This is a genomic window from Pseudomonas sp. PvP100 (assembly GCF_017833055.1).
Lineage (GTDB): Bacteria > Pseudomonadota > Gammaproteobacteria > Pseudomonadales > Pseudomonadaceae > Aquipseudomonas > Aquipseudomonas syringae.
This window is the reverse complement of record NZ_JAFIBO010000001.1, coordinates 4,379,674-4,404,275: the sequence shown is the minus strand read 5'-3', so window position 1 is coordinate 4,404,275 and position 24,602 is coordinate 4,379,674. Positions and strand designations below refer to the sequence as shown.

Annotated in this window: 20 protein-coding genes and 2 pseudogenes; all 22 read right to left on the bottom strand. The window is 54.0% G+C overall.

The features are described from left to right. Window positions 1–77 precede the first annotated feature (77 nt). The 22 genes and pseudogenes from JOE39_RS18915 to JOE39_RS18815 all read right to left on the bottom strand — a co-directional run bounded on the left by JOE39_RS18915 (window position 78) and on the right by JOE39_RS18815 (window position 24,601). Entirely contained in the window at window positions 78–629 is a 552-nt protein-coding gene (locus JOE39_RS18915; protein WP_210078458.1) for a hypothetical protein, read from the bottom strand. Window positions 630–843: 214 nt separating this feature from the next. Next, window positions 844–1,938 (bottom strand): fatty acid desaturase, encoded by a 1,095-nt coding sequence (locus tag JOE39_RS18910; RefSeq protein WP_210078460.1) that lies wholly within the window; start codon window positions 1,936–1,938, stop codon window positions 844–846. Continuing rightward, a complete protein-coding gene (locus tag JOE39_RS18905; RefSeq protein ID WP_210078462.1) occupies window positions 1,931–3,064 on the bottom strand; it encodes a sterol desaturase family protein in 1,134 nt (377 codons plus the stop codon). The genes JOE39_RS18910 and JOE39_RS18905 overlap by 8 nt, the downstream gene beginning before the upstream one ends. Beyond that, on the bottom strand, window positions 3,061–3,681 hold the full coding sequence (locus JOE39_RS18900; protein WP_210078464.1) for a phosphatase PAP2 family protein: 621 nt from the start codon (window positions 3,679–3,681) through the stop codon (window positions 3,061–3,063). The genes JOE39_RS18905 and JOE39_RS18900 overlap by 4 nt, the downstream gene beginning before the upstream one ends. Next, window positions 3,678–4,961: a F390 synthetase-related protein gene (locus JOE39_RS18895; RefSeq protein ID WP_004404860.1), complete on the bottom strand. Its 1,284-nt coding sequence runs from the start codon at window positions 4,959–4,961 to the stop codon at window positions 3,678–3,680. Before JOE39_RS18895 ends, JOE39_RS18900 begins: the two co-directional genes overlap by 4 nt. Then, complete coding sequence (locus tag JOE39_RS18890; protein ID WP_057445180.1) at window positions 4,958–5,764, bottom strand: MBL fold metallo-hydrolase; 807 nt, start codon at window positions 5,762–5,764, stop codon at window positions 4,958–4,960. Before JOE39_RS18890 ends, JOE39_RS18895 begins: the two co-directional genes overlap by 4 nt. Beyond that, window positions 5,757–6,773, bottom strand: a complete 1,017-nt coding sequence (locus tag JOE39_RS18885) for an NAD(P)-dependent oxidoreductase (protein ID WP_057445178.1) — start codon at window positions 6,771–6,773, stop codon at window positions 5,757–5,759. Before JOE39_RS18885 ends, JOE39_RS18890 begins: the two co-directional genes overlap by 8 nt. Next, on the bottom strand, window positions 6,770–7,777 hold the full coding sequence (locus tag JOE39_RS18880) for a 3-oxoacyl-[acyl-carrier-protein] synthase III C-terminal domain-containing protein (RefSeq protein ID WP_210078466.1): 1,008 nt from the start codon (window positions 7,775–7,777) through the stop codon (window positions 6,770–6,772). The genes JOE39_RS18885 and JOE39_RS18880 overlap by 4 nt, the downstream gene beginning before the upstream one ends. Window positions 7,778–7,917: 140 nt before the next feature. After that, window positions 7,918–8,346 (bottom strand): DUF2628 domain-containing protein, encoded by a 429-nt coding sequence (locus tag JOE39_RS18875; RefSeq protein ID WP_004404851.1) that lies wholly within the window; start codon window positions 8,344–8,346, stop codon window positions 7,918–7,920. 418 nt (window positions 8,347–8,764) lie between these two features. Then, window positions 8,765–9,469 carry a hypothetical protein gene (locus tag JOE39_RS18870; RefSeq protein WP_024649822.1) on the bottom strand — a complete coding sequence of 235 codons (705 nt, stop codon included), beginning with the start codon at window positions 9,467–9,469 and terminating at the stop codon, window positions 8,765–8,767. Window positions 9,470–9,858: 389 nt separating this feature from the next. Next, window positions 9,859–11,130 (bottom strand): annotated as a pseudogene (locus JOE39_RS18865) (type IV secretion protein Rhs); the annotation flags it as partial. A gap of 186 nt (window positions 11,131–11,316) precedes the next feature. After that, on the bottom strand, window positions 11,317–11,667 hold the full coding sequence (locus JOE39_RS18860; RefSeq protein WP_003384023.1) for a hypothetical protein: 351 nt from the start codon (window positions 11,665–11,667) through the stop codon (window positions 11,317–11,319). Window positions 11,668–11,678: 11 nt separating this feature from the next. Next, window positions 11,679–13,091, bottom strand: coding sequence for an RHS repeat-associated core domain-containing protein (locus tag JOE39_RS18855; RefSeq protein WP_348635362.1), 1,413 nt, complete (start codon window positions 13,089–13,091; stop codon window positions 11,679–11,681). Between the two features lie 222 nt (window positions 13,092–13,313). After that, window positions 13,314–13,922: a DUF1963 domain-containing protein gene (locus tag JOE39_RS18850; protein ID WP_003397046.1), complete on the bottom strand. Its 609-nt coding sequence runs from the start codon at window positions 13,920–13,922 to the stop codon at window positions 13,314–13,316. Between the two features lie 6 nt (window positions 13,923–13,928). Further along, window positions 13,929–15,404, bottom strand: coding sequence for an RHS repeat-associated core domain-containing protein (locus JOE39_RS26580; protein ID WP_348529908.1), 1,476 nt, complete (start codon window positions 15,402–15,404; stop codon window positions 13,929–13,931). Window positions 15,405–15,527: 123 nt separating this feature from the next. Beyond that, window positions 15,528–16,436: pseudogene (locus tag JOE39_RS26575) on the bottom strand (type IV secretion protein Rhs); the annotation flags it as partial. A 360-nt stretch (window positions 16,437–16,796) separates the two neighbouring features. After that, window positions 16,797–17,267 carry a hypothetical protein gene (locus tag JOE39_RS18840; protein WP_003318831.1) on the bottom strand — a complete coding sequence of 157 codons (471 nt, stop codon included), beginning with the start codon at window positions 17,265–17,267 and terminating at the stop codon, window positions 16,797–16,799. After that, window positions 17,255–18,532 carry an RHS repeat-associated core domain-containing protein gene (locus JOE39_RS18835; protein WP_161421712.1) on the bottom strand — a complete coding sequence of 426 codons (1,278 nt, stop codon included), beginning with the start codon at window positions 18,530–18,532 and terminating at the stop codon, window positions 17,255–17,257. Before JOE39_RS18835 ends, JOE39_RS18840 begins: the two co-directional genes overlap by 13 nt. Before the next feature lie 440 nt (window positions 18,533–18,972). Beyond that, the gene (locus JOE39_RS18830; protein ID WP_080272567.1) at window positions 18,973–19,293 is read right to left on the bottom strand and encodes a hypothetical protein; all 321 of its coding nucleotides are present in this window, start codon (window positions 19,291–19,293) and stop codon (window positions 18,973–18,975) included. A 7-nt stretch (window positions 19,294–19,300) separates the two neighbouring features. After that, window positions 19,301–23,512, bottom strand: a complete 4,212-nt coding sequence (locus JOE39_RS18825) for an RHS repeat-associated core domain-containing protein (RefSeq protein WP_210078470.1) — start codon at window positions 23,510–23,512, stop codon at window positions 19,301–19,303. A 5-nt stretch (window positions 23,513–23,517) separates the two neighbouring features. Continuing rightward, window positions 23,518–23,985, bottom strand: coding sequence for a DUF1795 domain-containing protein (locus JOE39_RS18820; protein ID WP_003318825.1), 468 nt, complete (start codon window positions 23,983–23,985; stop codon window positions 23,518–23,520). 34 nt (window positions 23,986–24,019) lie between these two features. Continuing rightward, window positions 24,020–24,601: a DcrB-related protein gene (locus tag JOE39_RS18815; protein WP_210078472.1), complete on the bottom strand. Its 582-nt coding sequence runs from the start codon at window positions 24,599–24,601 to the stop codon at window positions 24,020–24,022. Window position 24,602: the final 1 nt, after the last annotated feature.

Sequence of the window (24,602 nt, the reverse complement as noted above, 5' to 3'; positions counted from 1 at the left end):
GGAGTCGGGATGGTCTTGGAAAAACCCGCTTCGGCGGGTTTTTTGTTGGGCGCGATAAAGTCCTCGTTGAGCCCGGGCTATTTGCGTAGCGTCTTTCTCTTGCGCAGGCTTTCACGATGCACCTCGAGATCCTTGCGCCGCCGCATCTCCTGACGGATCTCCTTGCGTTCGGATCGAATAATCCTCCATTGCATGCGCAACTCCCGGCCGCGCTCGCTGTTGAGCGATAAAAGGCCCAGCAACGGGAAAAGCAGCCCCAGCACGTAAAGCATCAACTCAAAACGCCGCCAGTGCGCAGGGGCAGTGGGCAACACGGCAAAAAAGCAGCTCACCAGAATGGCCGCCAATATCCACATTCCGCAGGCATGCCCACGACTCATCATGATGCCGCCGAAACTCAAGACCAGTGATACGCCCATCATGAGCATCATTGACTGGCCCGTTCTCTCCGGCTCATTTGGAAAGTACGCATCGACCATCGCGCCTGCGGTAATGGCGAGAGAAAATATGCCCATGAAGATCGGAGTCAGAAAGGACAGCAGATAACGCGAGCGGAAAGCGGCAATGTGACTGCGGTAAATCACCATAGGCTCCGGCGAGGCCCGCTTGCTGCGAGATTGTTTACCCATTTTTCTTCCTTGGTTGGGTTCGGTGGTCAGTTGTCTTTGCTGATGGACTTACTCTCTGGTTTCAATAGGGACATATCGAAATGCCAGAGTGTCGGATTCGACGAAACCGATTGTGCTGGATGGCTATATGAATGCCGGAATACTTGAAAGTACGCAGACAAACAACATCAGTGCGGTCATGCCAGAAGTCACAAAGCTTCTGGCTCTGAGTTAGTCAGGTGATGTTCGTCACCTGCGTGTCCCGCCCCATACTGCGCAAGAACTTTCGCTGCTGCCTGAGCAACTCACGGTAGTCGATGCAGCGATAGTGCAGACCGTGGCGGGGTGCCAGGTCGGCGATGATGTTTGCCAGCGCCGGGTAGTGTCGATGACTCCAGCCAGGGAACAGGTGGTGAGTCAGATGAAAGTTCAGCCCGCCCACGGCATGGTGCAGCCAGCGTGGAGAGGTTTGCCAATCGCAGGTTGTCGCGAAGTTATGTCGATACCAGCCGTGTGGCATCAACGGGCTGCCTGATGGCTGATAGAACTCTGCTTCTGCCCAGTGCGTACCGAGCAGCAGAAATACCACCCAGAGAGAGGCGAGCATCTGGCTCACAAAGTACGCGATCAGCACCGTCGTCCAGCTGCCCTCGAATATCACCAGCGGCACTATCAGTACCAGCAGCAGATGGCATGCCTTACTGGCCAGAAATACCGCCCAGCCTTTGTTTCCCGGAAGTATTCTTTTGGCTTTGAGCGGCGTCTTTCCAAGACGGTCCGACCAGTCGAATATCCATGAGATGTAGGGCAGCGACAACGCTGCGACCATGGGCCAGTAAAGATGTTGATAACGCATGTGCTTACGCCAGCCCTGGAAGGGCGATTGTCGCAGGACGCCATTCTCCTCGGTGTCCAGATCGTAATGTTCAACGTTGGCATAGGCATGATGAAACTGCACATGCCTGACTCGCCAATAATCCGGATCAATCCCGAGCGGCAAGGTCATCAACCTCCCCACCAGCCGGTTTGCCCAGGCGGCTCGGAAAAAAGCATTGTGGGTGGCGTCGTGAAACACCATTACGTTGAGTAGCATGCCTGTCAGGACAAACAGGAAATAGCAGCCCACGAATGCCCACGCATTGTGTTGCATAAGGCTCGAGGCATAAAAACCGCCGCACAGCAGGATAAGGAGCAATGCCGTCACCTTTTGCCGAATGCTTGCGTAGCGATGGTCGTCTGCCAGGTAGGCGTGGGCCGCCTGCTTGAGGGCGTGATGAAACGGCTGTTCGCCATCGGCAGGAAATGACAGGGGGGCAAGTGACTCAGCCATGATGTTTTTCCACCGGATTTGCGGCTGGAAGGTTGTAGCCGCGAGAAGACACGGCCACCCATGCGCCGTGCAGGGCGAGGGCGACCATCGGCAATTGCCAGTAAGCCTGCGACCAGCCGTAATAACCCAGAAACAGCAACGCCAGCCCCAGGCTGACTATCAGCCAGACAGGAACACTCCAGGTCCTCGCTTCGGTCATTCCTCCCAGCGCCACCGAGCCCACCACAAGAAAGACGAACAGGACGACCTGCGGCCAGGTAATGTCGCTGTAGCCATAGCCGTATTGATAGATATAGCCCACCACCAGCGCGAAGAGCAGCAACGCGCCGCTGAAAATGCTCAAATCCGAAACGCGCGAGCGGGTCGGTTCGTTCGATTTTATCGACAGTCGCAGGTAATGCAGAAAAGGTACGTTGCTGGCCCAGAACGGGTTCGCGGAAGAGCGAGGCCCTCCGATTCCAAACGTGTAAGGCACATCGGGCAGCCTGGAAAATGTGCCGAACAGCTTGTCCCAGAAAATGAAAGTACCGCCGAAGTTCTTGTCTGAGTAGGCCCGGTCTTTGACGTGATGCACGCGATGATGGGTCGGAGTAACGAAAATCTTCTCCAGCACGCCCAGCCTGGGTGTCAGCGCATTATGGTTAAAGAACTGCATCGAGTAATGCAGGATCGACACTGCGACAAACACATGCAGGGGCACCCCCAGCACGGCCAGCGGAATGAAGAACGGAATCGAGGTGAGTGACGAATACCAAGAGTTACGCACGCCCAAGGACAGGTTGAAGTGCTCGCCCTGATGATGCACCACATGCACGGCCCAGAGTACGCCAACGTGGTGATGCAGGCGGTGCAACCAGTAAAAACAGAAATCCCAGGCCAGCAACGCGAACGCCCAGACCCATAGTGGCGGCCATGTATCCAGCAGGCCAAGGCTCAAGTACGTGGCGACAAATCCGTAACAGATGACTTCCAGGCCACGGAACAGCCACAGCATGAGGTGGCCGGAATTCAGATTGAACACCACGTCATGCCAGTCAACCGGCTTGCGCTGCATCCACTGCAGAATGACGGCCTCGCCTGTTACGGCCAGCAGCATGATGATGATCGGAATGGCCAGATCGCTCATTGCATATTCCCGTTGAGTGCGACTTGCCTGCTTCGGCCGAGCGCATCGACCAGCATACCCGCCACCAGTGCGAGCACGGCGCCACTGACCACGTCGATGAACAGATGACGGCGCAATTGCAGGATCGAATAGGCAATGGCGGCCACCCATAAGACAAACACTGCAGTACGCGCGCTACGCCTTGCTGCACTGATCCCCCAGACTGCCAGCACCATCAGGGCCATGTGCAGGGATGGCAGGCAATTCTGGGTCGAGTCCACATAGGTCAGTGCTGCCAGCAGTGTAGAGCTTAACGTTGTGCCCTCATCGACCGGGTAAACCATCGTTGTCGGCCACAGTAGATAGACCGTTCCGGCACCCAGTGCGGTAAGACGCATGGCGCGAGACAGCCAGCGCACCCGATCAAGCGGGGTCATCAGATAGCCCAGTGGAACAACCACGAAGAACGACAGGTACAGCCAGATTGCGTGGGGCGTGAATGCGATCATTCGGTCGAGCGGCGAGGGTGTCATGACCTGGCCGGTGCTCTGCAAATGGTCGGTCAGCGTATAGATCAGACCGACCGAACCCCAGCCAAGCAGCATGTGCCACAACCGAAACATCATTGGGTTGTTCATGCTTTTGCCTGCCGGACAATACGGCGTCGTTTTCGATCGAAGTTCGGCATCACGTTCTGCACCGTCAGTTGCCATTCAAGTTTGTCAGTGGCAATACCCTGTTGTGTGAACAGGGCGACAAGTTGTCTACGGCTGTGCTCCAGTTCGGTTTGCGTACAGTCTGCAATCAGCTGCAGCCGGGTTTTCGAAAGCTGAATCAAGCGGTAGTCACTGGTCAGTGGCAGTGCATTGGCAATTGCCCGACTGCACAGGTCGGCAAAGATAATCTGCATCTCACCGTGCTGGTCGGGCAGCGAAAGCTGATCGTCGCGGCGACCTTCTATTCGGGAAATTGCCATCGAATGCTGACCGCACGGGCAGGGCTCGGATTGCCTGACCAGTACATCATCCAGTCGGTAGCGTACGATAGGTTGGGTGCTGCGAGTGAAGTCGGTGATCAACGGCGTGAAGCGCTGCTCATCAAGCCACTGGGGCTCGATATGCACGAACTCTTCGTTCAAATGCAGTGTGCCATGAGAGCACGTGGCCGCCAGAAAACCTTCGGTTGCCTGATACACCTCGCCGACCTCGCGGAACACCGTGTTCAGCAACTGGCGATCCTGCGCATCCAGGACTTCGGCGACGGAGATCACTTTCTTTACTTCGAGTTGGATCTGCCCGTCCAGAACGGCCAGGGCCAGGGCGCGCAGCACCTGTGCTGGCGCAACGATAATGGTCGGCGCCTGTGCTTGTAAGCGAGGAAACTGCTCAGTGAACGGCGCGAACAGGTCATAAAAGGCCAGGCTCAGCCAGCGATTGTCGACGCTGTGGTACAGGTTATTGTCCGCACGTAAAAACAGCGCGACTCGCTCACCCGCGAAAATACCGTCTGGCAGCATCTTGGCAAGCATCCCGCCCGCCCAGATCTGCTGTTCCTGCGGGCTCACGACGAAAACGCTGCGCTGCCCTGACGTGCCCGAGGACAGCCCGACGCTAAAGCGGCCGATGCGTGGCGTGAAGTCGCGTTCGGCTTCGCCGCGCCTTGCGCAGGCCAGCAACTGATCACGTTGCAGACCTGCCGTGTTCATCTGGTCGAACTGCGTCATCATCAGCGCTTTGTCCATCAGCGGCCATTCGTTGAATGGCAGAGCGCTGTAAGCCCGAAAATAGGGACTTTTGGCCAGCACCCTATGTGCAAAGCGTTTCAGTTGCCTGTCCTGAAAATGCTCCAGTGCCTGGCGACTGGAAAAGCGCAGGCGACGCGCTCGCCAGTAGTGCCAGAGCGTCATCACCGGGATCATAAATCGCCCTCGTGGCACAATCGGATATCCACATGGCCTGCTGCCCACAACAGGTTCAGACGGTTCAGCGTCTGGTAGTAGGCCTTGCTGTCGTCCATCAGCACGTTGGCAAGCACAGAAGGCCCGCGCAATTCTTGATAGCTCAGCGGCGACCATGCGGAATCACTGGCCAGCAGTGTCCAGCCCTCGTCAGTGAGAATAAATGCCCCCAGGTGTCCGGCGGCATGACCTGGTAGCGGCACCAGAACAATCTGCCCGTCACTGCCCGGCAGTTCGTAGCCATGTGTAAACGGTGCCAGTTGCTCGGTCAGGCTGACCTGCTCAAAGCCCTCGACGAACTGCAACGCTGCCTCGAAACCTTCCGGAATCAGTCCCGGTACGAAGGCGCGCTTGAGTGCGGCGATGCCACGTAATGAGCGGGTTTTCTGCCAGCCTTCGCCCGAGCAGATAAAGTCGAAATGACTGAAGTCCCGCAGGCCGGCAATGTGATCGGCATGAAAGTGGGAAATGATCAGCGCCTGAATATCGTTGGCCGCGTAACCCGCATTACGCAGCTGATCCAGCAGCGTTTCACCCGCATCCAGGTATACCGGGGTAACCTGGCTGTAGATGCGGAACACCCCCGACCGGGTATGCTCCTGAAAATGGTTGGCGTAGCCGGTATCCCATAACCATCGGCGATCGCCGACCTCCAGCAGATACGCTCTGGACGGAAATTTGCAGACCCGCAGGCCGGCACCCTGCAATGCCATACAACCGATATGCGTGCAGTAACCCACTTCAAAGGTGGTAATGCTAGCCATGGGGCTTCACCGCATGAGACTTAAGCCACTCTCCCGTGAGCTGAACGCCTTCTTCCATCGAGTACCGAGGCCGGTAGCCCAGTTCTTCAATGGCTCGCGTCTGGCTCAGGGTCATATCGAAGTTCACCGCCGCCACACTGTATCGGGTCAGCACGGGTTCCTTGCGCGTTATACAGGCCAGAAGCTCGAGTGCCGTCGCCAGTGAGTGCAGCAATCGGTAAGGCACGCGCTGCACACGATAACGAATGCCGAGTTGTTCGTGCAGTAACAACTGCAAGGTATCCACCAGTCGCATGGGCTGATGATTGGTGACGTTGTAGGCGGCACCTGAAGACAAAGAATTGTTATGGCTGGCCAGATCCATGGCGTGCACAACGTTCAGTACAAACGTCAGGTCCAGTACCGCCTCACCACCGCCGGGCAAACGCAGCACGCCGCGGTCGCGTTCTATCTGGCCCAGAATCCGGGGCAGAATCACCCGGTCATACGGGCCGAACAAGCCACGGGGCCGCAGGATAATAAACGTGGTCTGTGGATAAAGCGGCACCAGCGCCTGTATGGATTGTTCTGCCTGGTACTTGCTGCTGGCGTAGTGATTGGCGAATCGTCGGGCACGGTATTGCTCGTCAATACACTCATGGTCTTGAAAGTCGAAATAGATCGCAGGCGTGGATATGTGCACGAAGCGCGAAACGCCGCAGCGGCCAGCTGCCTCGGCCAGCTTTTCTGTGACGACTACATTGGCCTCATGAAACTCGGCCTCGCTACCCCAGGGAGAAGACTTTGCCGCGCAGTGCCAGACCACGTCATTGCCGAGCATCAATTGCTCACATTGCTGTGCTGTAGCCCGGGTCAGATCCAGGGCGGTGAACGCCGCTCCTTGTTCTCGCAGCAGATTCCCCACTGCCGAGCCACGTCCGGTGGCATGTACCCTATGGCCTGCGTTCAATAGCCACTCTGCCGCATTGCGTCCGAGGCCACTGGTGGCGCCGGTCAGCATAACCTTCATGGCAGCAGCACCATGCCCGCCAATGTCAAACCGGCAGCGGTACCGATCAGCATCACGGGTTTGCCGGGTGTAAAGCGGCCGGTGGTAAAAGCAGTATGCAGCGCCGTCGGAATCGATGCCGAGACCTGATTACCGTGATAGCGATAAATATCCACCAGTACCTCAGGCCGTACTCCAAGCCTTTTCCGCATGTGCTCAAGCGAAAGATGGCTGGCCTGATGGGGGACCACGGTGGCGATCTCGGCAAGCGTCAATCCGCTCCTTTCCAACAGGCGTGCGAGGTAGCCCTCGATCAACGCGGCAGCCTGACGAAACAGCTGCTTGCCCTTCATATGGAACAGAAAGTCGCTGTCAGTCATGCCTGCACGTGGATTGCGGCGTGTACCGCCTGCTTGAATCTCACACAGGTCGCTGCCCTGTGGATAAGTCTCGGACAGGCTGCTCAGAATGCCGCTGCTGCCGTCACCGCGTTCGACAATGGCGCAGGCTGCTCCGTCGCCGAGGATCAGCGAGCTTTCCTCGTCATCCCAGTCGATACCGCGCGAAACGAGATCTGCCGACACGACCGCAATGCGTTTGTAGATCCCGGCATTGAGCAAGCCGGCAGCGACCTGTAGCGCCGTAATGAAGCCGACGCAACTGCTGTTGATATCAAAACCGGGCGTACCCGATGGCAGGTGGGCCGCTTTGAGAATCAATGCTGCCGTGCAGGGTAAGGCCTGCATGGGTACTGCCGAGGCCGAGATCAACAGATCAATCGAACCCGCCGGGATCTGCTCTCTTCTCAAGGCATCCTGAAGTGCTTGCGCTGCAAGTTCGGCCTGGCTGGCATCGAGTGTTGCGTGAAAACGGCAATGTACGCCGGAGCGCTTTTCGACATAACCCGCAGGCTTGTTCAATAACGTGTCCAGCGCAGACGAGTCCACTCGATTTGCGGGCACCGTTACGCCAGTCGCAATAATTTTCAGTGGCAGCAAGGCTGCGGGGGAGGAGGGCGCTGTCATTGGAGTCCTGGCTTCGCATCCATGTGGCAATTACCTGAATGACTGATTCAAATATAACGCTGGCTGAACACGGCATGGGTCGATGCACCGCGAACCCTCATGCTCGGCAAGAGGACGGTGTCATCGGTTATCTTTTCGGGTTAAAGACGCATGCCTTTGAACGGATTCCAGCCTTGCTCGCCTTTTACTTCTTTGAGGTAGTACGAATAATTGACGGTCAAGGCATACATCAGCGAGAAGGCCACATTCAAACCTCCCCCCAACGCGTAAGGAACCTCGGTTCCCAAAAGCGTGCATACCAGAAGGATCAAGGCGTTGGTCGCGAGCATTATGCCAATCAACGCAATGCCTTTTTTCCACAGGCCCAGCACGAAGAAGTAAATGGGGCCAAAGAAATACGCGATGACGTTGAAATTGATCCGCATTTTCTTCCTGAAGCCAGGAAGTGATTTGAGGCCGGCCTTGAACCGCGGGTCGTTCGGCGCACCATACGTCTCGAAGAAATTGAAGCGCTCCTGCCACTTGGCGCTGTACGTGCCAGTGCTGCGCGTCTGATCTGCTGTGCTCATGGTGCTGCTCCTGATGTTCCATTGGGGTGACGTCTTTCTTCCGGGAAATCCTGTGTTCTGGTGTTTTTCTGATCAGGGTGCTGAGTGTATGGAGTTTTCGGGTGGTGTACTACGCCGATGCCACTCGATTCTTCCGCTCTACACCGGCTAGGTATAGTGAAAGTCTTACACGGGGTGGAGTGATTTGGCTGTTTCCGACCTGACCCTTACTCGGTAGCATTGGATCCATCAAGTGGTGAACAGGAGTTCACCAGGATCAGGGATGATCGACCATCGCCTAGGAGGCAGCCGACAGGGAGTCGGAATGGTCTTGGGAAAACCCGCTTCGGCGGGTTTTTTGTTGGGGGTGAGAAAGTGTCCGTGGGCTTAGGCTATGTCCGGCGCGGGTGCCCCTGTGCAGGCGCCTTGGCTGATCGGCCTACCGCCTGGTTGCCCATTTTAAAAGCCTTCCCAGCCACCAGCGGCTGCGTGCCTTGCGAATCTCGTCTATATATTCGAAGGTGTAAGAGCGTTTGTGCTTCTTTTCCAGTGCCAGGATTTTTTTTAACATTCGGATAGAGTTTCTATACCAGTAAAGTAGATAAAGATTGATTAGCGCGATCCAAACACTGACCACAATAATATGTTGAACATGTCCCCAGATCATCGCAGCGATTCCGACTGCAAGGATAGCTCCACATAGTAAGTTCCCGCTTCTCGTACTGACATAGCTGTGCGTTATGCAAACTTTATTATTCTTGATCTCTAGATATAACTGGCTTGATGTTGCTTTTGTAAAGTAAATAAATAGAAATGTAACGAGCATCAGTAGGGCTGGAATCATTGCCCACGATAAAGCGTCCGTTGTGGATGTTCCGTATTCAGATTTTGCTATCAGATAAATAACGCTTGCGTTCATGAATAAGAGTGAAGAGAAAAGCCCCGTGAAAGAATGAATTGAAATCGCCGTAAAGCTTTCGCTCAGATAAACCAAGTATGTTGTGCGTATGAATAGAATAAAAAGACCCAGAGCTACTAGCCAGCAAACGCTAGATTTAAAAGTTGAAATTGTGACAAAAAAGGTGATCAAGGCGAACGAACTATAAAGTCCTTTTTTGATTAGCTCGGGTTGTGGAGTGATCATGTATTACTTCTCAGGTATTTGAGGTGTGGATACTCAGCTAGAGTTTTGACCTTTCCCCCTCTAACAGAAAGGAGAAAAAGCTGGCGTAATCTTCCCAATAATCAGGGAGTGTGGCAAATGCATTTGTGCTCAAATGCTCAACGTCGCCTGCATCACACCAGAACACTTTGATAAATTCAGAATAATGAGGCTTGCTGCAGGCTCGTCTAGTAAAATATAGTCTTTTCCCAGATTTATCGCTTTTCTAAGACGCGGTGTCTCTGCGATTATATTCAATGAATGAGTTTTGCTGAAAAAAGTCATGTTGACTAATTCCACCCAGTAACTTTCCACTATAAAATGCAGCTATTTTTTAAAGTCTTCAGGTAGCCTCACGGCCAGTGACCTTCTGTAGGCAGGTTCAGTGTAGTCAGGTTGCTCAGTGGATCGTAGTCGTAGGCCAGCGCGCCTTGCGGCGTGGTCTCTGTGATCAGCCGCCCCAGCAGGTCGTAGGCAAATTCCAGTTTCTCGGCGGCAACACCTAGTTTTCTGCCGGTGTCCGTCGGCTTGCGCTCGATTGACAGCAGTCGGTCGCCGTCATCGTAGGCGTAGTCCTGACGCGCATCGTCGTTGAGTTTGGCCAGCAGGCGACCAATCGGGTCGCGCTCCAGATGGGTGCTGCGCCGTGGCTGTTCGCCTTTCTCGCCGTAGCCGATTTCCTCAACCTGTGTCAGGTGCCCGCCGAGGTTGTAGCTGAAACGGCGGGTCAGGTTATCGATGCGTTTTTCTTCGATCAGGCGGTCGGCGTCGTCGTAGGCAAAGCGGTAGGTCGCATCGTTTTCGTTGGTCAGGGCGACGAGGCGAATGGCCTTGTCGTATTCGTAAGTGATGGTCTGGCCTTTGGCATCCTGACGCCATTTGGGCAGGCCACGGCCGTTGCGCAGCAGTTGGGTGGTCTGGCCTTTGCCATCGGTGTGGGTCAGGACCTGGCCCAGTTCGTTGTAGGTAAAGGTCTCGCTGGTGCCATCCGGATGGTTGATGCGCAGCACTTCGCCGTCGGGTTTGCGTTCCAGCGTGGTGGTGTTGTTCAGGGCATCGGTGACGGCCACCAGATGGTGGCGTTCGTCATAGCGGTAATAAGTGCTTTTACCCGAACAATCCTGAAAGCGCTGCACTTGCGCCAGGTTGTTCCACCACAGGTATTTGGACTTGAGCGTCGGATCGACGATGGTGTGCGGCAGGCCGTCCTCACCGTTGAGGTATTTGGTCTTGTGGCCCAGCGCATCGATCTCGGCCACGAGGTTGCCTTTGGCATCGTAGTTGGCCTTCCAGGTACTGCCATCCGGGTAATCGACCTGAGTGATCAGCGTCGTCAGGTGGTGGTACTGGTAGCGAATACTGCGGCCCAGCGGATCGGTCTCCTTGAGCAACCGGGCGAACTCGTCGTACTCGAACGCCAACTGGTTGCCATCGGGCAGGGTCAGCCCGGTCATGTTGCCGGTGTCGTCGATCTCGATGACGTAGTGATCGCCGTCGCTGGTCCAGTGCTCGACCACGCGAGGCTGGTCATCAATGGTTTCCCAGCGGTAGTAACAGTTCAGGCCCAAGGCGTTGCTGTGGCGGGTCATCACGCCGTCGGTATAGGAAAAGCTGCGAATGGAATAATGATTTCGGTGATGCAATAGGGTGGGAAGGAGGCTGAAGTAATATCAGCAGCCTCTCTTTCGACTTGATTTTTAAAGAGCTTTAACTTATATCTAAAAACTGCACTTTAAGAAGTTAATCTACTAACTAAAAGCTCTACTTTGATTTCTTCAAAATAAAAATCAGTTGGATCTTTTAGTATTTTTCAGTTTATAGCTCGCGAACTATTCGTAAACCCCGGCATCTTGTGCTTTTCCAATGAAAATATCAGCAAGACTACCCTGAATCTCTTTGCCGTCGCAAAGAAGCAAAAAGTCTCCATCTAAATCATCGGGAAAATGTACGCCATCCAAAGTTCCTAAAATCACAGATGCACTATCAAACATCACCACTTTAAAAAAATTTATTACATGAGATCTTTCAGTTTCATCCAGCAATGCTAGAGCGTTTCTAGCTCTAGCAAAGGAGTCTTTGCCATCATCGATAGGCTGGTTTAAAACCTCCTTATAACGGTTGAAATTCTCCTCGAACAGCTCATCATATATAGCACGCACAAAATTTTCATCTAACGACATAAGGACTCCGGCTAACGCATTTCTGGATACATGGATTTATTGAGTTGAATAAGTTCTTGTAGCTTTGTATTAGGCACTTCTGGGTAAACTCGTCTGAGTTCTTTAATGTCACGCGCCAAAACATCTTTTGCGCTCGTGAATGGTAGCCTTGTTGTAGGGTTTATTTTGCTGCGAGAGACTACTCCAAGGTTACCTTTTAAACTAGTGTGTCCGACTTTCGGCACCAGCATTGCTGGCCCAGTTGCAGGATCATAACCTTCGACCAAATCCTTCATCAAGTCTTTCTGACCCACATGATGAGAATCCAAGCCAAGTTTTTTGCCTTTCACAGCGCTTTTATTTGCTTTATGTGAACTGACTGTCCATTTATCACACGCTAGCCCTAGAGCATCAATCCAAGATTGCGTGTTTGGAGCATATTGGTAAAGATTTTCCCCGCCCAACAACCCAATCGGATCCTGCGTTATAAACCGCCCAATCTCCGGATCATAATATCTAAACGTGTTGTAATGCAGCCCCGTCTCGACATCAAAATACTGCCCCTGAAATCTCAGGTTTTGCTCGACCTCGTTCACCACTAGCTTTTCAACCGCACCCCACGCCCGGTACTTGGCCTGCCAGACGATCTGCCCTTCGGCGTCGGTCATTTCCAGCGGTGTACCAATCTGGTCGGTGTGGAAGTAGTAGACCTTGTTCTCTACCTCGCCTTCTTTTTCATCCACGCGTGCCAGCGGCGCATAGCTGCCGGGCTCGTAGAGGTACAGGCTGCTCTGTCCCGGACTTTCCTCACGCAGCATGCGCAAGCCTTGCCAGAGGAAGCGTTTGTGGTCGGTGTGGCCTTTGATCTCGGACTGTTTGGCGACGCGTCGACCCAGACTGTCGTACTGGTAGCTGCTGGTGCTTTCCACCTGCGTGTCAGCCATGGTCTCGGTTTTGACCAGGCGGTTTTCGCAGTCGTAGGTGAAGGTCTGCCAGCGCACGATGCCGACGACTTTTTCGATCAGGTTGCCCCAGGCGTCGTATTTGTATTCATGGTTCGCCCATTGTCTGAGGCGGTTGTCTTTGACGTGATCGAAGCGGCTGGTGTTGAAGTTGAGGCGGTTGGCCGCGGCGTCATAGCGGAATTCTTCGCCGTCGACCACGCGGCCGGTGTTGCGCGCCAGCAACTGGCCGTTGGCTTCGTATTCGTACTGGGTTTCACCACGCAGTTTGTCGAGGGTGCGGCTCAATTCGCCAGCCGGGTCGTATTCGTAGCGGCGGTGAATCGGGTTGTAGGCGTGTTCGACGTAACGCTCCGGCTTTATGAGCGGGTTCTGGATCTGTGACAGCTTTTCGGCGGGCAGGGTGGTTGCATACTGCCAGGCCTTGCGACCCATGCTGTCGTAACCGAAGCAACTGGTGAGCTTGCCTTGGGCGCGATAGATCTCGCGATGGAGATCGTCGCGCTCCATGTCGCTGATCAGCTGGCCTACAACAAGAGACATGTAGCACAGGTTCGCTCAGACACCGCTTCTTAAAGCTTCTGGCCTCGTTCTTTAAGAAGCGGCAGCCGAGCTCAACTGTAAAACCACCAAGTTTTTAAAAAGCAGTAATCCGACATACACGTCTAGCCGGATAGTACCCATTCACTACTGCCTAACAATTAATCATGCTGTATGCACAAAAAACAGCCCACTGCCTGAGCCATCTTTTTTCAAAAGAAGACATCCAACGGCATCAGTCAAATAAAATATATCTTTAAATGGCTCTGGGAAGTCTGAGGAGTACAGCTGCATTACAAACTCATACTCTTTCTGCAAGTCTGGAGGTAAAACTATTCCATTAGGTGGGGTATTCGTAAGCATTGAGAATACTGGATACTCATCATGGCCTACTTCTCTTTCTTTAAATTCCGTATGTGCTTTTGGAATTGATTCATTCGGACTGACTATTTCAGAATCAGAATTCCCCATAATTACTAGGGTATATCCACTCAATATCAGCTCTAGCTCAGAAGTATCGCCACTGTACGTAACGTTATCGAGAAAATAATCAGAGCGACTGTAAGTTGAAAAGATATACAGTACACCTTCCTTGGGGATCGAGCTGAAGCCAGAAATTTTTTTGAGGTTAGCGCACTCTATAGTGGCAACTAACACAAGACTTTCTCCGTCTGGATTGGTCGGCCAGGCATTTAATTTTACTGAGCCGCCACCTATGATAATGCTAGAGCGCTCAGCGTTATCTGATGAAATAATTTCTTTAACCAGAACCATATTTGATTACCCACACCCATTGAGACTGCTATGAAACTTCTTGGCCATTCTTCTTAACTCTTTCACTCTAGACTTAGGAACCCCACTCTTCCGTAGCGCGCCTGAAGTGATGTCTAGCTCACGCTTTACAGATGATGCAAATTCATTCCTACCCAAACCTTGGCTCTCACGTATTTGCGCCTCATGCCAATGAGTGCCACCAATACCTCTTGTATCTTTCATTGGGCCTCTAGTGTGATGATCTAGATCCAGCGCAATAGATGGATTTCCTGGAAGCCTGGTACTCTTCTCCGCAAGATTCTGCTGGACTAGATATTCGTGACGGAGGAGTTCGTGAGCTTGTAAACCATCTCCAACGTGAGTTGACCCGTTAAGTCCTCCATAGGTACCTAATTCAAAAAGCGTAGCTAAACCTTGCGGATCAATCCAGCCGATTGCACTTGGAGCATATTGGTAAAGGTTAAACCCACCCAACAACCCAATCGGATCCTGCGTAGTAAACCGCCCAATCTCCGGGTCATAATACCGAAACGTGTTGTAATGCAGCCCCGTCTCGACATCAAAATACTGCCCCTGAAACCGCAGGTTCTGCTCAACCTCGTTCACCACCAGCTTCTCAACCGCTCCCCATGCCCGGTACTTCGCCTGCCAGACGATCTGCCCTTCGGCATCGGTCATTTCAAGCGGTGTACCAATCTGGTCGGTGTGGAAGTAGTAAACCTTGTTTTCTGCCTCGCCTTCTTTCTCATCCACACGGGCCAGCGGCGCATAGCTGCCGGGCTCGTAGATATACACGCTGCTCTGGCCCGGACTTTCCTCACGCAGCATCCGCAGACCTTGCCAGAGAAAGCGTTTGTGGTCGGTGTGGCCTTTGATCTCGGACTGTTTGGCGACTCGCCTGCCCAAACTATCGTATTGGTAGCTGCTGGTGCTTTCCACCTGTGTGTCGGCCATGGTCTCGGTTTTGACCAGGCGGTTTTCACAGTCGTAGGTGAAGGTCTGCCAGCGTACGATGCCGACCGTTTTCTCTATCAGGTTGCCCCAGGCGTCGTATTTGTATTCGTGGTTCGCCCACTGTTTGAGGCGGTTGTCTTTGACGTGATCGAACCGGCTGGTGTTGAAGTTGAGGCGGTTGGCCGCGGCGTCATAGCGGAATTCTTCGCCGTCGACCACGCGGCCGGTGTTGCGCGCCAGCAACTGGCCGTTGGCTTCGTATTCGTATTGGGTTTCGCCGCGCAGCTTGTCGAGGGTGCGGCTCAGTTCACCGGCCGGGTCGTATTCATAACGGCGGTGAATCGGGTTGTAGGCGTGTTCGACGTAGCGCTCTGGCTTTATGAGCGGGTTCTGGATCTGCGAGAGTTTTTCCGCGGGCAGGGTGGTTGCGTACTGCCAGGCCTTGCGACCCATGCTGTCGTAACCGAAGCAACTGGTGAGCTTGCCTTGGGTGCGATAGATCTCGCGATGGAGATCGTCGCGTTCCATGTCGCTGATCAACTGGCCATCGAGGTTGAGCTGATGCAGGTGGCCGCTGCCGTAATACAGATGATTCAGATGCTGGCCTGTCGGAAGGGTCAGCGTGGTCAGGTTGCTCAGTGGATCGTAGTCGTAGGCCAGCGCGCCTTGGGGTGTGGTCTCTTTGACGAGGCGGCCGAGCAGGTCGTAGGCAAATTCCAGTTTCTCGGCGGCAACACCTAGTTTTCTGCCGGTGTCCGTCGGCTTGCGCTCGATTGACAGCAGTCGGTCGCCGTCATCGTAGGCGTAGTCCTGGCGCGCATCGTCGTTGAGCTTGGCCAGCAAACGGCCTATCGGGTCGCGCTCAAGATGGGTACTGCGCCGTGGTTGTTCGCCTTTATCGCCGTAGCCGATTTCCTCGACCTGTGTCAGGTGCCCGCCGAGGTTGTAGCTGAAACGGCGAGTGAGGTTGTCGATGCGTTTTTCTTCGATCAGACGGTCTGCGTTGTCGTACACGAAGTTGTAGGTGGCGTTGTTTTCGTTGGTCAGTGCCGTTAGGCGAATGGCCTTGTCGTACTGGTAGACAACGGCTTTGCCCTTGGCGTCCTCGCGTCGGGTTTGCAGGCCACGGGCGTTGCGGGACAACCGCGTTATCTGGCCTTTGCCGTCGGTGTGCGAAAGCACCTGGCCGAGCGCGTTATAGGTGAAGGACTCAACGCTGCCATCGGGATGGTTGATGCGCAGCACTTCGCCGTCGGGTTTGCGTTCCAGCGTGGTGGTGTTGTTCAGGGCATCGGTGACGGCGATCAGATGACCGCGATCGTCATAGCGGTAATAAGTGTCTTTGCCTGAACAGTCCTGAAAGTGCACAACCTGAGCGAGGCTGTTCCACCACAAGTATTTGGATTTGTAGGTCGCATCAATGATGGTGTGTGGCAGGCCATCTTCACTGTTGAGGTATTCGGTCTTGTTCCCCAGTGCGTCGGTTTCGACCAGAAGATTGCCTCTGGAATCGTAACGGGCCTTCCACGTGCTGCCATCAGGGAAAGTCGTCTGGGTCACCAGCGTGGTCGCCAGATGATGCTTGTAGGTGATCTTGCGCCCTAGCGGGTCGGTTTCTTCGATCAGTCGTGAGAGGTGGTCGTACTTGAGTGCCAGCCAATTATCGTCGGGCAACGTAACAGGAAAGGTGCTGAAAATATCAGCACTCTCCTATAGTCTAGATTTTTAAATGGCGTATAACTAATTTACGTAAGGTTTTAAGAGAGGCTTTAAATATGCAATATATATTAGCGGGCCCCTGCCTGCTTGATTGTCGTGCAGTGCGTTGTAGAAACAGGATGTCATCACGTTTTTAATAATGCATGGCAACACCCGGTTAATATTAAATTGCTGGGCTCGACAAGGTTTTGTCGAGCATTTTTAAGTTATCAATTCATAGATAGATCTTAGTTGCTTAGCATAAAGTTTAGATTTGGGTATTCTGATTTTTTTTAAGTAAGAGTCGAGTGCTTCTGGATTTTCTTTAAGAATGTATAACTCAAGAAGATATATGTTCAGAAAATTTCTATAAAATGGAAGGGTTTCTACTAGAGTATCTTCTTCATCTTCCTCATGTTTACCCTCCTGCTGATTCTCGGTGCCTTCGATTTCTTTCAGTTTAGTAAGTATGTATAGTTCACATAAATGCTTGTCGTTAGCTATTTTTTTTAGATCTTCTATAGTTGCATTTGCGGCATTTATATTTTCAATATCATACTCCAAGAGTATATCAGACACCCTCTTCTCATTCACGGCCAGCCCTAGCTTAAGAGCAATGTGAGAAAGAAGACTCGAATAAGTTTCTCCCTCGACCCAATCCCGGACCTCCTGCAAGCTTATCATTTGACCCATGTGTCTAGCCCCTTAATCATATCTACCAACCTATATCCCGTATGCCTAAATGTATCGACTGACTCGTGGGCCCATGGAGTTAAAGCATCAAGATTTCCTGCCTGATGTACTCCGTCCCCTCCGACTCGCTGAGGTATATCTCTATGATGCAGTTCCATAGAAACGTCTTTAATTTCAGGTTTGCCGGTTTTTCTATTTATAACCTCAACCTTCATTCTTGGCGCTTGACCTTTTGTCATGCGCGCCATGTTAGCTGGTGAGTATGTTTGAGTTGGATTCTTTGCTTCGGCTTTCCAGTGGTTTTTACGAGCCGTGCTCCAACATTCCCATCCCCATGGATCTACCCATGTTGTTGGGTTTGGTACATATTTGTAAAGATTTTCCCCACCCAACAACCCAATCGGATCCTGCGTAGTAAACCGCCCAATCTCCGGGTCGTAATACCGAAACGTGTTGTAATGCAGCCCCGTCTCGACATCAAAATACTGCCCCTGAAACCGCAGGTTCTGCTCAACCTCGTTCACCACCACCTTTTCCACCGCGCCCCACGCCCGGTATTTGGCCTGCCAGACGATCTGCCCTTCGGCGTCGGTCATCTCCAGCGGCGTACCGATCTGGTCGGTGTGGAAGTAGTAAACCTTGTTCTCTACCTCGCCTTCTTTTTCATCCACACGGGCCAGCGGCGCATAGCTGCCGGGCTCGTAGAGGTACAGGCTGCTCTGGCCCGGACTTTCCTCACGCAGCATCCGCAGGCCTTGCCAGAGGAAGCGTTTTTGGCCGGTATGGCCTTTGATCTCGGACTGTTTGGCGACTCGCCTGCCCAAACTATCGTATTGGTAGCTACTGGTGCTTTCCACCTGCGTGTCAGCCATGGTCTCGGTTTTGACCAGGCGGTTTTCACAGTCGTAGGTGAAGGTCTGCCAGCGTACGATGCCGACCGTTTTCTCTATCAGGTTGCCCCAGGCGTCGTATTTGTATTCGTGGTTCGCCCACTGTTTGAGGCGGTTGTCTTTGACGTGGTCGAAGCGGCTGGTGTTGAAGTTGAGGCGGTTGGCCGCGGCGTCGTAGCGGAACTCTTCGCCGTCGACCACGCGACCGGTATTGCGCGCCAGCAGCTGGCCGTTGGCTTCGTATTCGTACTGGGTTTCGCCGCGCAGTTTGTCGAGGGTGCGGCTCAGTTCGCCGGCCGGGTCGTATTCGTAGCGGCGGTGAATCGGGTTGTAGACGTGTTCGACGTAACTGCCTGAGCAGTCCTGAAAGCGCACAACCTGAACGAGGCTGTTCCGCCACAGGTATTTGGACTTGAGCGTCGGGTCGACTATGGTTCCCCAGTAGCATGTTGCTGTGGCGGGTCACCACGTCTTCGGTGTAGGTGAGACGAAGCGCACTGAATCGCCATTACCATTGAACACCTCGCCGAGCTTGCTGTTGCTGTCGGTAGTACAGCTTGATGTGGTGTAAGCGATAGCACAGCGCTAATTCAAGAGAAAGTGGCAGCTGACTGAGACAAAGTTGGCAGTCATGCCGCGGTATACCTTATTAAAGAGCAATAGAGCTTTAGGTATATGTGGAGTATGTAGCAAACGCATCGTTACGACTAATAAATTATTTTTTACGCTTGCGGTATCTGTGCCTTTCGAGCTAATAACTAGCCATGCATAAAATGCTGGCTAGATTATTTTATTTTAAAGCTGCTTGTAATTTTCTAGATTTTAAAAATCTTAAATGCATCATTTTCATAATAAAACTTAAACGCATCAAAGTAATTCTCAACGCTTGGCTGAGATAATTGTTCATTAACATTTGATATTATATCTTCGATAATAGGTGTTTCTAGGGTTTCCTTCCAACCCTCACTTAATACTTGTGGAGGTAAGTAGTCTGTGGAGTCGGGCGGGAAATCGCGACTATCTAGTGAAAATGCCCCTTTGGTATCCAATGTCCACGGGGTGTCAGGAAGATAAAACCATGAGTCTGGCATCTCTGATATGTTTAAAATAACTTCTCTAATGCTATAAGTTTTCATCTTCACCTCAACATGCTGAGCTTTGCAGCTTTTTAAATCCACCCTGCTGGTTAGGGTGAAGGCTGTTCTGTACGGGGCCTGGAGCCTTATGTTGCGCTCTAGGCATCAATTCAATATCTTTAGGGCTTTGAGCATTATGATGCCACGAATGGTTTGGAGGGCTTCTATCACTGAAACCTCCTCTAGGACCAGGTTGAATGTGCTCTACTACTTCTGGAGGAAGAGCTGACTTCAGTTCGGGGTTTTTTAATGTTCTATTATATAGCTCCTCGTTAGCGTACTTGAAGTGCGTGCTACGTCCGGATCCATGAATTTCTGTAGGCATTTCTACGCTACTCCAAACGCTATATTGACTACTTGAAAGAGGGCGACCGCTTGCATCTAGCCCAGTCCATCCAAGCGGGTCAATCCATCCGTTGGTATTAGGGGCATACTGATAAAGATTAAACCCACCCAACAACCCAATCGGATCCTGCGTTATAAACCGCCCAATCTCCGGATCATAATACCGAAACGTGTTGTAATGCAGCCCTGTCTCGGCATCAAAATACTGCCCTTGAAACCTTAGGTTCTGCTCGACCTCGTTCACCACCAGCTTTTCAACCGCCCCCCACGCCCGGTACTTGGCCTGCCAGACGATCTGCCCTTCGGCGTCGGTCATTTCCAGCGGTGTGCCGATCTGGTCGGTGTGGAAGTAATAAACCTTGTTCTCTACCTCGCCTTCTTTTTCATCCACGCGGGCCAGCGGCGCATAGCTGCCGGGCTCGTAGAGGTACAGGCTGCTCTGTCCTGGACTATCCTCACGCAGCATGCGCAAGCCTTGCCAGAGGAAGCGTTTGTGGTCGGTCTGGCCTTTGATCTCGGACTGTTTGGCGACTCTTCGGCCCAGGCTGTCGTACTGGTAGCTGCTGGTGCTTTCAACCTGCGTGTCAGCCATGGTCTCGGTTTTGACCAGGCGGTTTTCGCAGTCGTAGGTGAAGGTTTGCCAGCGCACGATGCCGACAACTTTTTCGATCAGGTTGCCCCAGGCGTCGTATTTGTATTCGTGGTTCGCCCATTGTCTGAGGCGGTTGTCTTTGACGTGATCGAATCGGCTGGTGTTGAAGTTGAGGCGGTTGGCCGCAGCGTCGTAGCGGAATTCTTCGCCATCGACCACTCGGCCGGTGTTGCGCGCCAGCAGCTGGCCGTTGGCTTCGTATTCGTACTGGGTTTCGCCGCGCAGTTTGTCGAGGGTGCGGCTCAGTTCACCGGCCGGGTCGTATTCATAACGGCGGTGAATCGGGTTGTAGGCGTGTTCGACGTAACGCTCCGGCTTTATGAGCGGGTTCTGAATCTGTGACAGCTTTTCCGCAGGCAGGGTTGTGGCGTACTGCCAGGCCTTGCGACCCATGCTGTCGTAACCGAAGCAACTGGTGAGCTTGCCTTGGGTGCGATAAATCTCGCGATGCAGATCGTCGCGCTCCATGTCGCTGATCAACTGGCCATCGAGGTTCAACTGGTGCAGGTGACCGCTGCCGTAATACAGGTGGTTCAGATGCTGGCCTGTCGGAAGGGTCAGCGTGGTCAGGTTGCTGAGTGGATCGTAGTCGTAGGCCAGTGCGCCTTGCGGCGTGGTCTCTGTGGTCAGTCGCCCCAGCAGGTCGTAGGCAAATTCCAGTTTCTCGGCGGTGACGCCCAGTTTTCTGCCGGTGTCCGTCGGCTTGCGCTCGATTGAAAGCAGTCGGTCGCCGTCATCGTAGGCGTAGTCCTGACGCGCATCGTCGTTGAGTTTGGCCAGCAGGCGACCAATCGGGTCGCGCTCCAGATGAGTGCTGCGCCGTGGCTGTTCGCCTTTCTCGCCGTAGCCGATTTCCTCGACCTGTGTCAGGTGTCCGCCGAGGTTGTAGCTGAAACGGCGGGTCAGGTTATCAATGCGTTTTTCTTCGATCAGACGGTCTGCGTCGTCGTAGGCAAAGCGGTAGGTGGCGTCGTTCTCGTTGGTCAGGGCGACGAGGCGAATGGCCTTGTCGTATTCGTAGGTGATGGTCTGGCCTTTGGCATCCTGACGCCATTTGGGCAGGCCACGGCCGTTGCGCAGCAGTTGGGTGGTCTGGCCTTTGCCATCGGTGTGGGTCAGGACCTGGCCCAGTTCGTTGTAGGTAAAGGTCTCGCTGGTGCCATCCGGATGGTTGATGCGCAGCACTTCGCCGTCGGGTTTGCGTTCCAGCGTGGTGGTGTTGTTCAGGGCATCGGTGACGGCCACCAGGTGGTGACGTTCGTCATAGCGGTAATAAGTGCTTTTGCCCGAACAATCCTGAAAGCGCTGGACTTGGGCCAGGGTGTTCCACCACAGGTATTTGGACTTGAGCGTCGGGTCGACGATGGTGTGCGGCAGGCCGTCCTCACCGTTGAGGTACTCGGTCTTGTGGCCCAGCGCATCGATCTCGGCAACAAGATTGCCTTTGGCATCGTAGTTAGCCTTCCAGGTACTGCCATCCGGGTAATCGACCTGAGTGATCAGCGTCGTCAGGTGGTGGTACTGGTAGCGAATACTGCGGCCCAGCGGATCGGTCTCCTTGAGCAACCGGGCGAACTCGTCGTACTCGAATGCCAGCTGGTTGCCATCGGGCAGGGTCAGCCCGGTCATGTTGCCGGTGTCGTCGATCTCGATGACGTAGTGATCGCCACTGTAGTCGCGGCTCGAGGTGACGCGATGGTCCTTGTTGTAATGAATTTCCAGCTCGCGGCCCAGTACGTCGGTGACCCAGGTGGTGCGGGCCTCACGGTCGTAGCGGAAGTGGAAATGCTCACCATCGCTGGTCTGGTGTTCGACGACGCGTGGCTGGCCGTCGATGATTTCCCAGCGGTACTCGCAGGTCAGGCCCAGTGCGTTGCTGTGGCGGGTCATGACGCCATCGGTGTAACTGAAACGGCGCACGGAATCACCGTTGCGGTTGAACACCTCAGCGAGCTGGCCATTACTGTCGTAGTGGTATTGAACCAGCGTTTCGACTGCCTCGTTGTCGATGATGCGCTTGACCGAGGTCAGGCGCGTGGTCACTTCGTCGTAATGCAGGTGCACGCGGATCCCGCCCGTCGCGCTGATGTCGGTCAGCGTGCCTTGTTCGGTGCGGGTGAAATGCAGGAAGTGACCGAGGGCGTTTTCGATACGATCCAACGGAACCGGTTTGTTGTCGTCAGGCACTTCGCCGAAGTAGAAGAAGATGTTGTCCAGTGTCTGCAGCAGGTAGTGACCACCCTGTGTGCAGACCAGGTAAACCTGTTCGTGGGGGTTGTAGATGCGCTGGCCGGGCGCTATGTCCACGAACGGAACGGTGCGGCCCTGGTTGTCCGTAAGGTAGAGGAAGCTGCCGCGCTTGCGCAGGCTTTGCTCCCACGGCAGCACCCAGCCTTTGCCGAGTACGCTGTCGACATTCAGGTTGCTGGCGTAAAAACGCGACCATTCGATGGGCATCAGGCCGGGCAGGCTGAAGTCGATCTCATCCGGGATCAGCTTGCGGCCAGTCGTGGTATCGACCGGGTTGCCGCTCAGGCCGCCGATGGCACTGCGCATCACAGGCTCAACCACGTAGCGACTGCCCACTTCGCCGGCGACGAAACCTGCGGTGAACTTCAGGGCGCAGGGCAGCACTGCTTTCATGCCAGCCTGCGTTCCGGCCTTGAGCAACTGGGCGATACCACCTGCCGCACCCGCCACGGCCATCAGCACATCGACGGTAGTGCGCAACCAGCCTGGAATTTCGTCGTCCACTGGCAGATAGCGATACCTGCCGCCGCCGATGAATACGTTGTCGGAGCCGCCGGAGATGGTCGCGCCACAGGTCAGCTTGTCGCCTTTGCGCGCCGCCGCCACGCTGTTGATGAAGACGTTGGTCGAGCCCTCGGCAATCTTGACCGGCCCCGGATGTTTGTCGCAGGCACCAATGCTTTTTTCAACATGCGCTGCCTTGCGGTTGTTGATGTACACATTGGGTGAGGCCGTGATGATCGTGCCGGAAGGGGAGGAAAACATACTCCCTATCGCCTCTCCTGCGGCGGTGAGCAGGCTACCTCCGACGCCTGCTGCAAGTCCTGCCAGAAGAGCCACGCCGAACCCGCATGTGAAGGTTGCGATCGCCACCGTCGCAATGAGCGCAATACCGAGCACAGCCCCGATCAGGAAGCCCCCCAGGGCGCCGGTATGCGATATTTCGTCACCAAAGCGCGCGGCCTCGAACATGAGCGTTACTCCTGTTCGCTACCGTTGGCTGGAGAAGTGTCAGCCACGCGAGGCTGGAAACTGGCCAGCAAGTTTTCCCAGTCCTGGGTCTGCTCGGCACTGAAGTCCGTCTGGGACGTGGTCGAGAATACGATCGCTCGCTCAGGCTCGATCAGAAACGCCGCCTGACGTTGATAGTAAGGACGCCCTTCGGTCATGTAATACGCATCGATCTGGATACCTTCGAGAGGGGCCACGGTCGATAGCGAAACTGCTTTTCTGTTCAGCAGCGTGTAACCGCGCAGCTTGGACGAAAGCATCTTGACCTGGCGATCAACATAGGTTTTCAGGTGCTCGGAAGGTAGGAGAGTGTCTCTGGAGACCGTAATGCTCAGCGGGGCAGGCAGCGTCGAGCCCATCACGAACATGTTCACTGTGCGGTCCTGAAATCCCTCTGGCAGCTTGATACTGCCTTCGTGCAACTCGTAGTCCATGTGATAAGAATTCCTGAAATCAAAAAAGAAACAATCACTGTGCGGCGAGACCGCCCAGCATGCTATCGAAATCCGCCAGCCAGAGGCTGAGGTCCGGTTTGGTCGGATCGATCAGGCAAGAAATTTCCAACCACTGCAGCACATCCTTTCCGGCAAGGGGAACAAGCGCACCTACCAGACGTGCGTGTTGTTCTGCGCTGCCTTCTTTGAAGTGGAAATCCAGCGCTTTCGCAGTACAGCCCACCAGGGTGCAGTCCCGCCGACGAATAATACGGAGTTGAGGGTCGCGCTCACGAAAGGTCTGCACCGAGCTTTCGAAAAGTGCTTCCAGTGCCTCACCCTGCATTACGTCCCTGCGTTTGACAGACAACATGAGCGGCTCGCCTTTGTACTCAAGCATAACCTGGACATCACGAAACAGGGCGCCCTCAGGAAAGGCCAGATTAAAGCCACCAAAATTGAAACTGCTGGGCACGTCCTGCAATGGCGTGATCGGTTCTGGCTCAGGCTCGGGGACAGCTTCAACGACCGGAGCTTCCAGCGCCGCCTTGCGTGCTGCCTCCTCATCCGCAATACGTTTTGCGGAAATACGGTCGTAGAGACTTGTTCGTTCCATG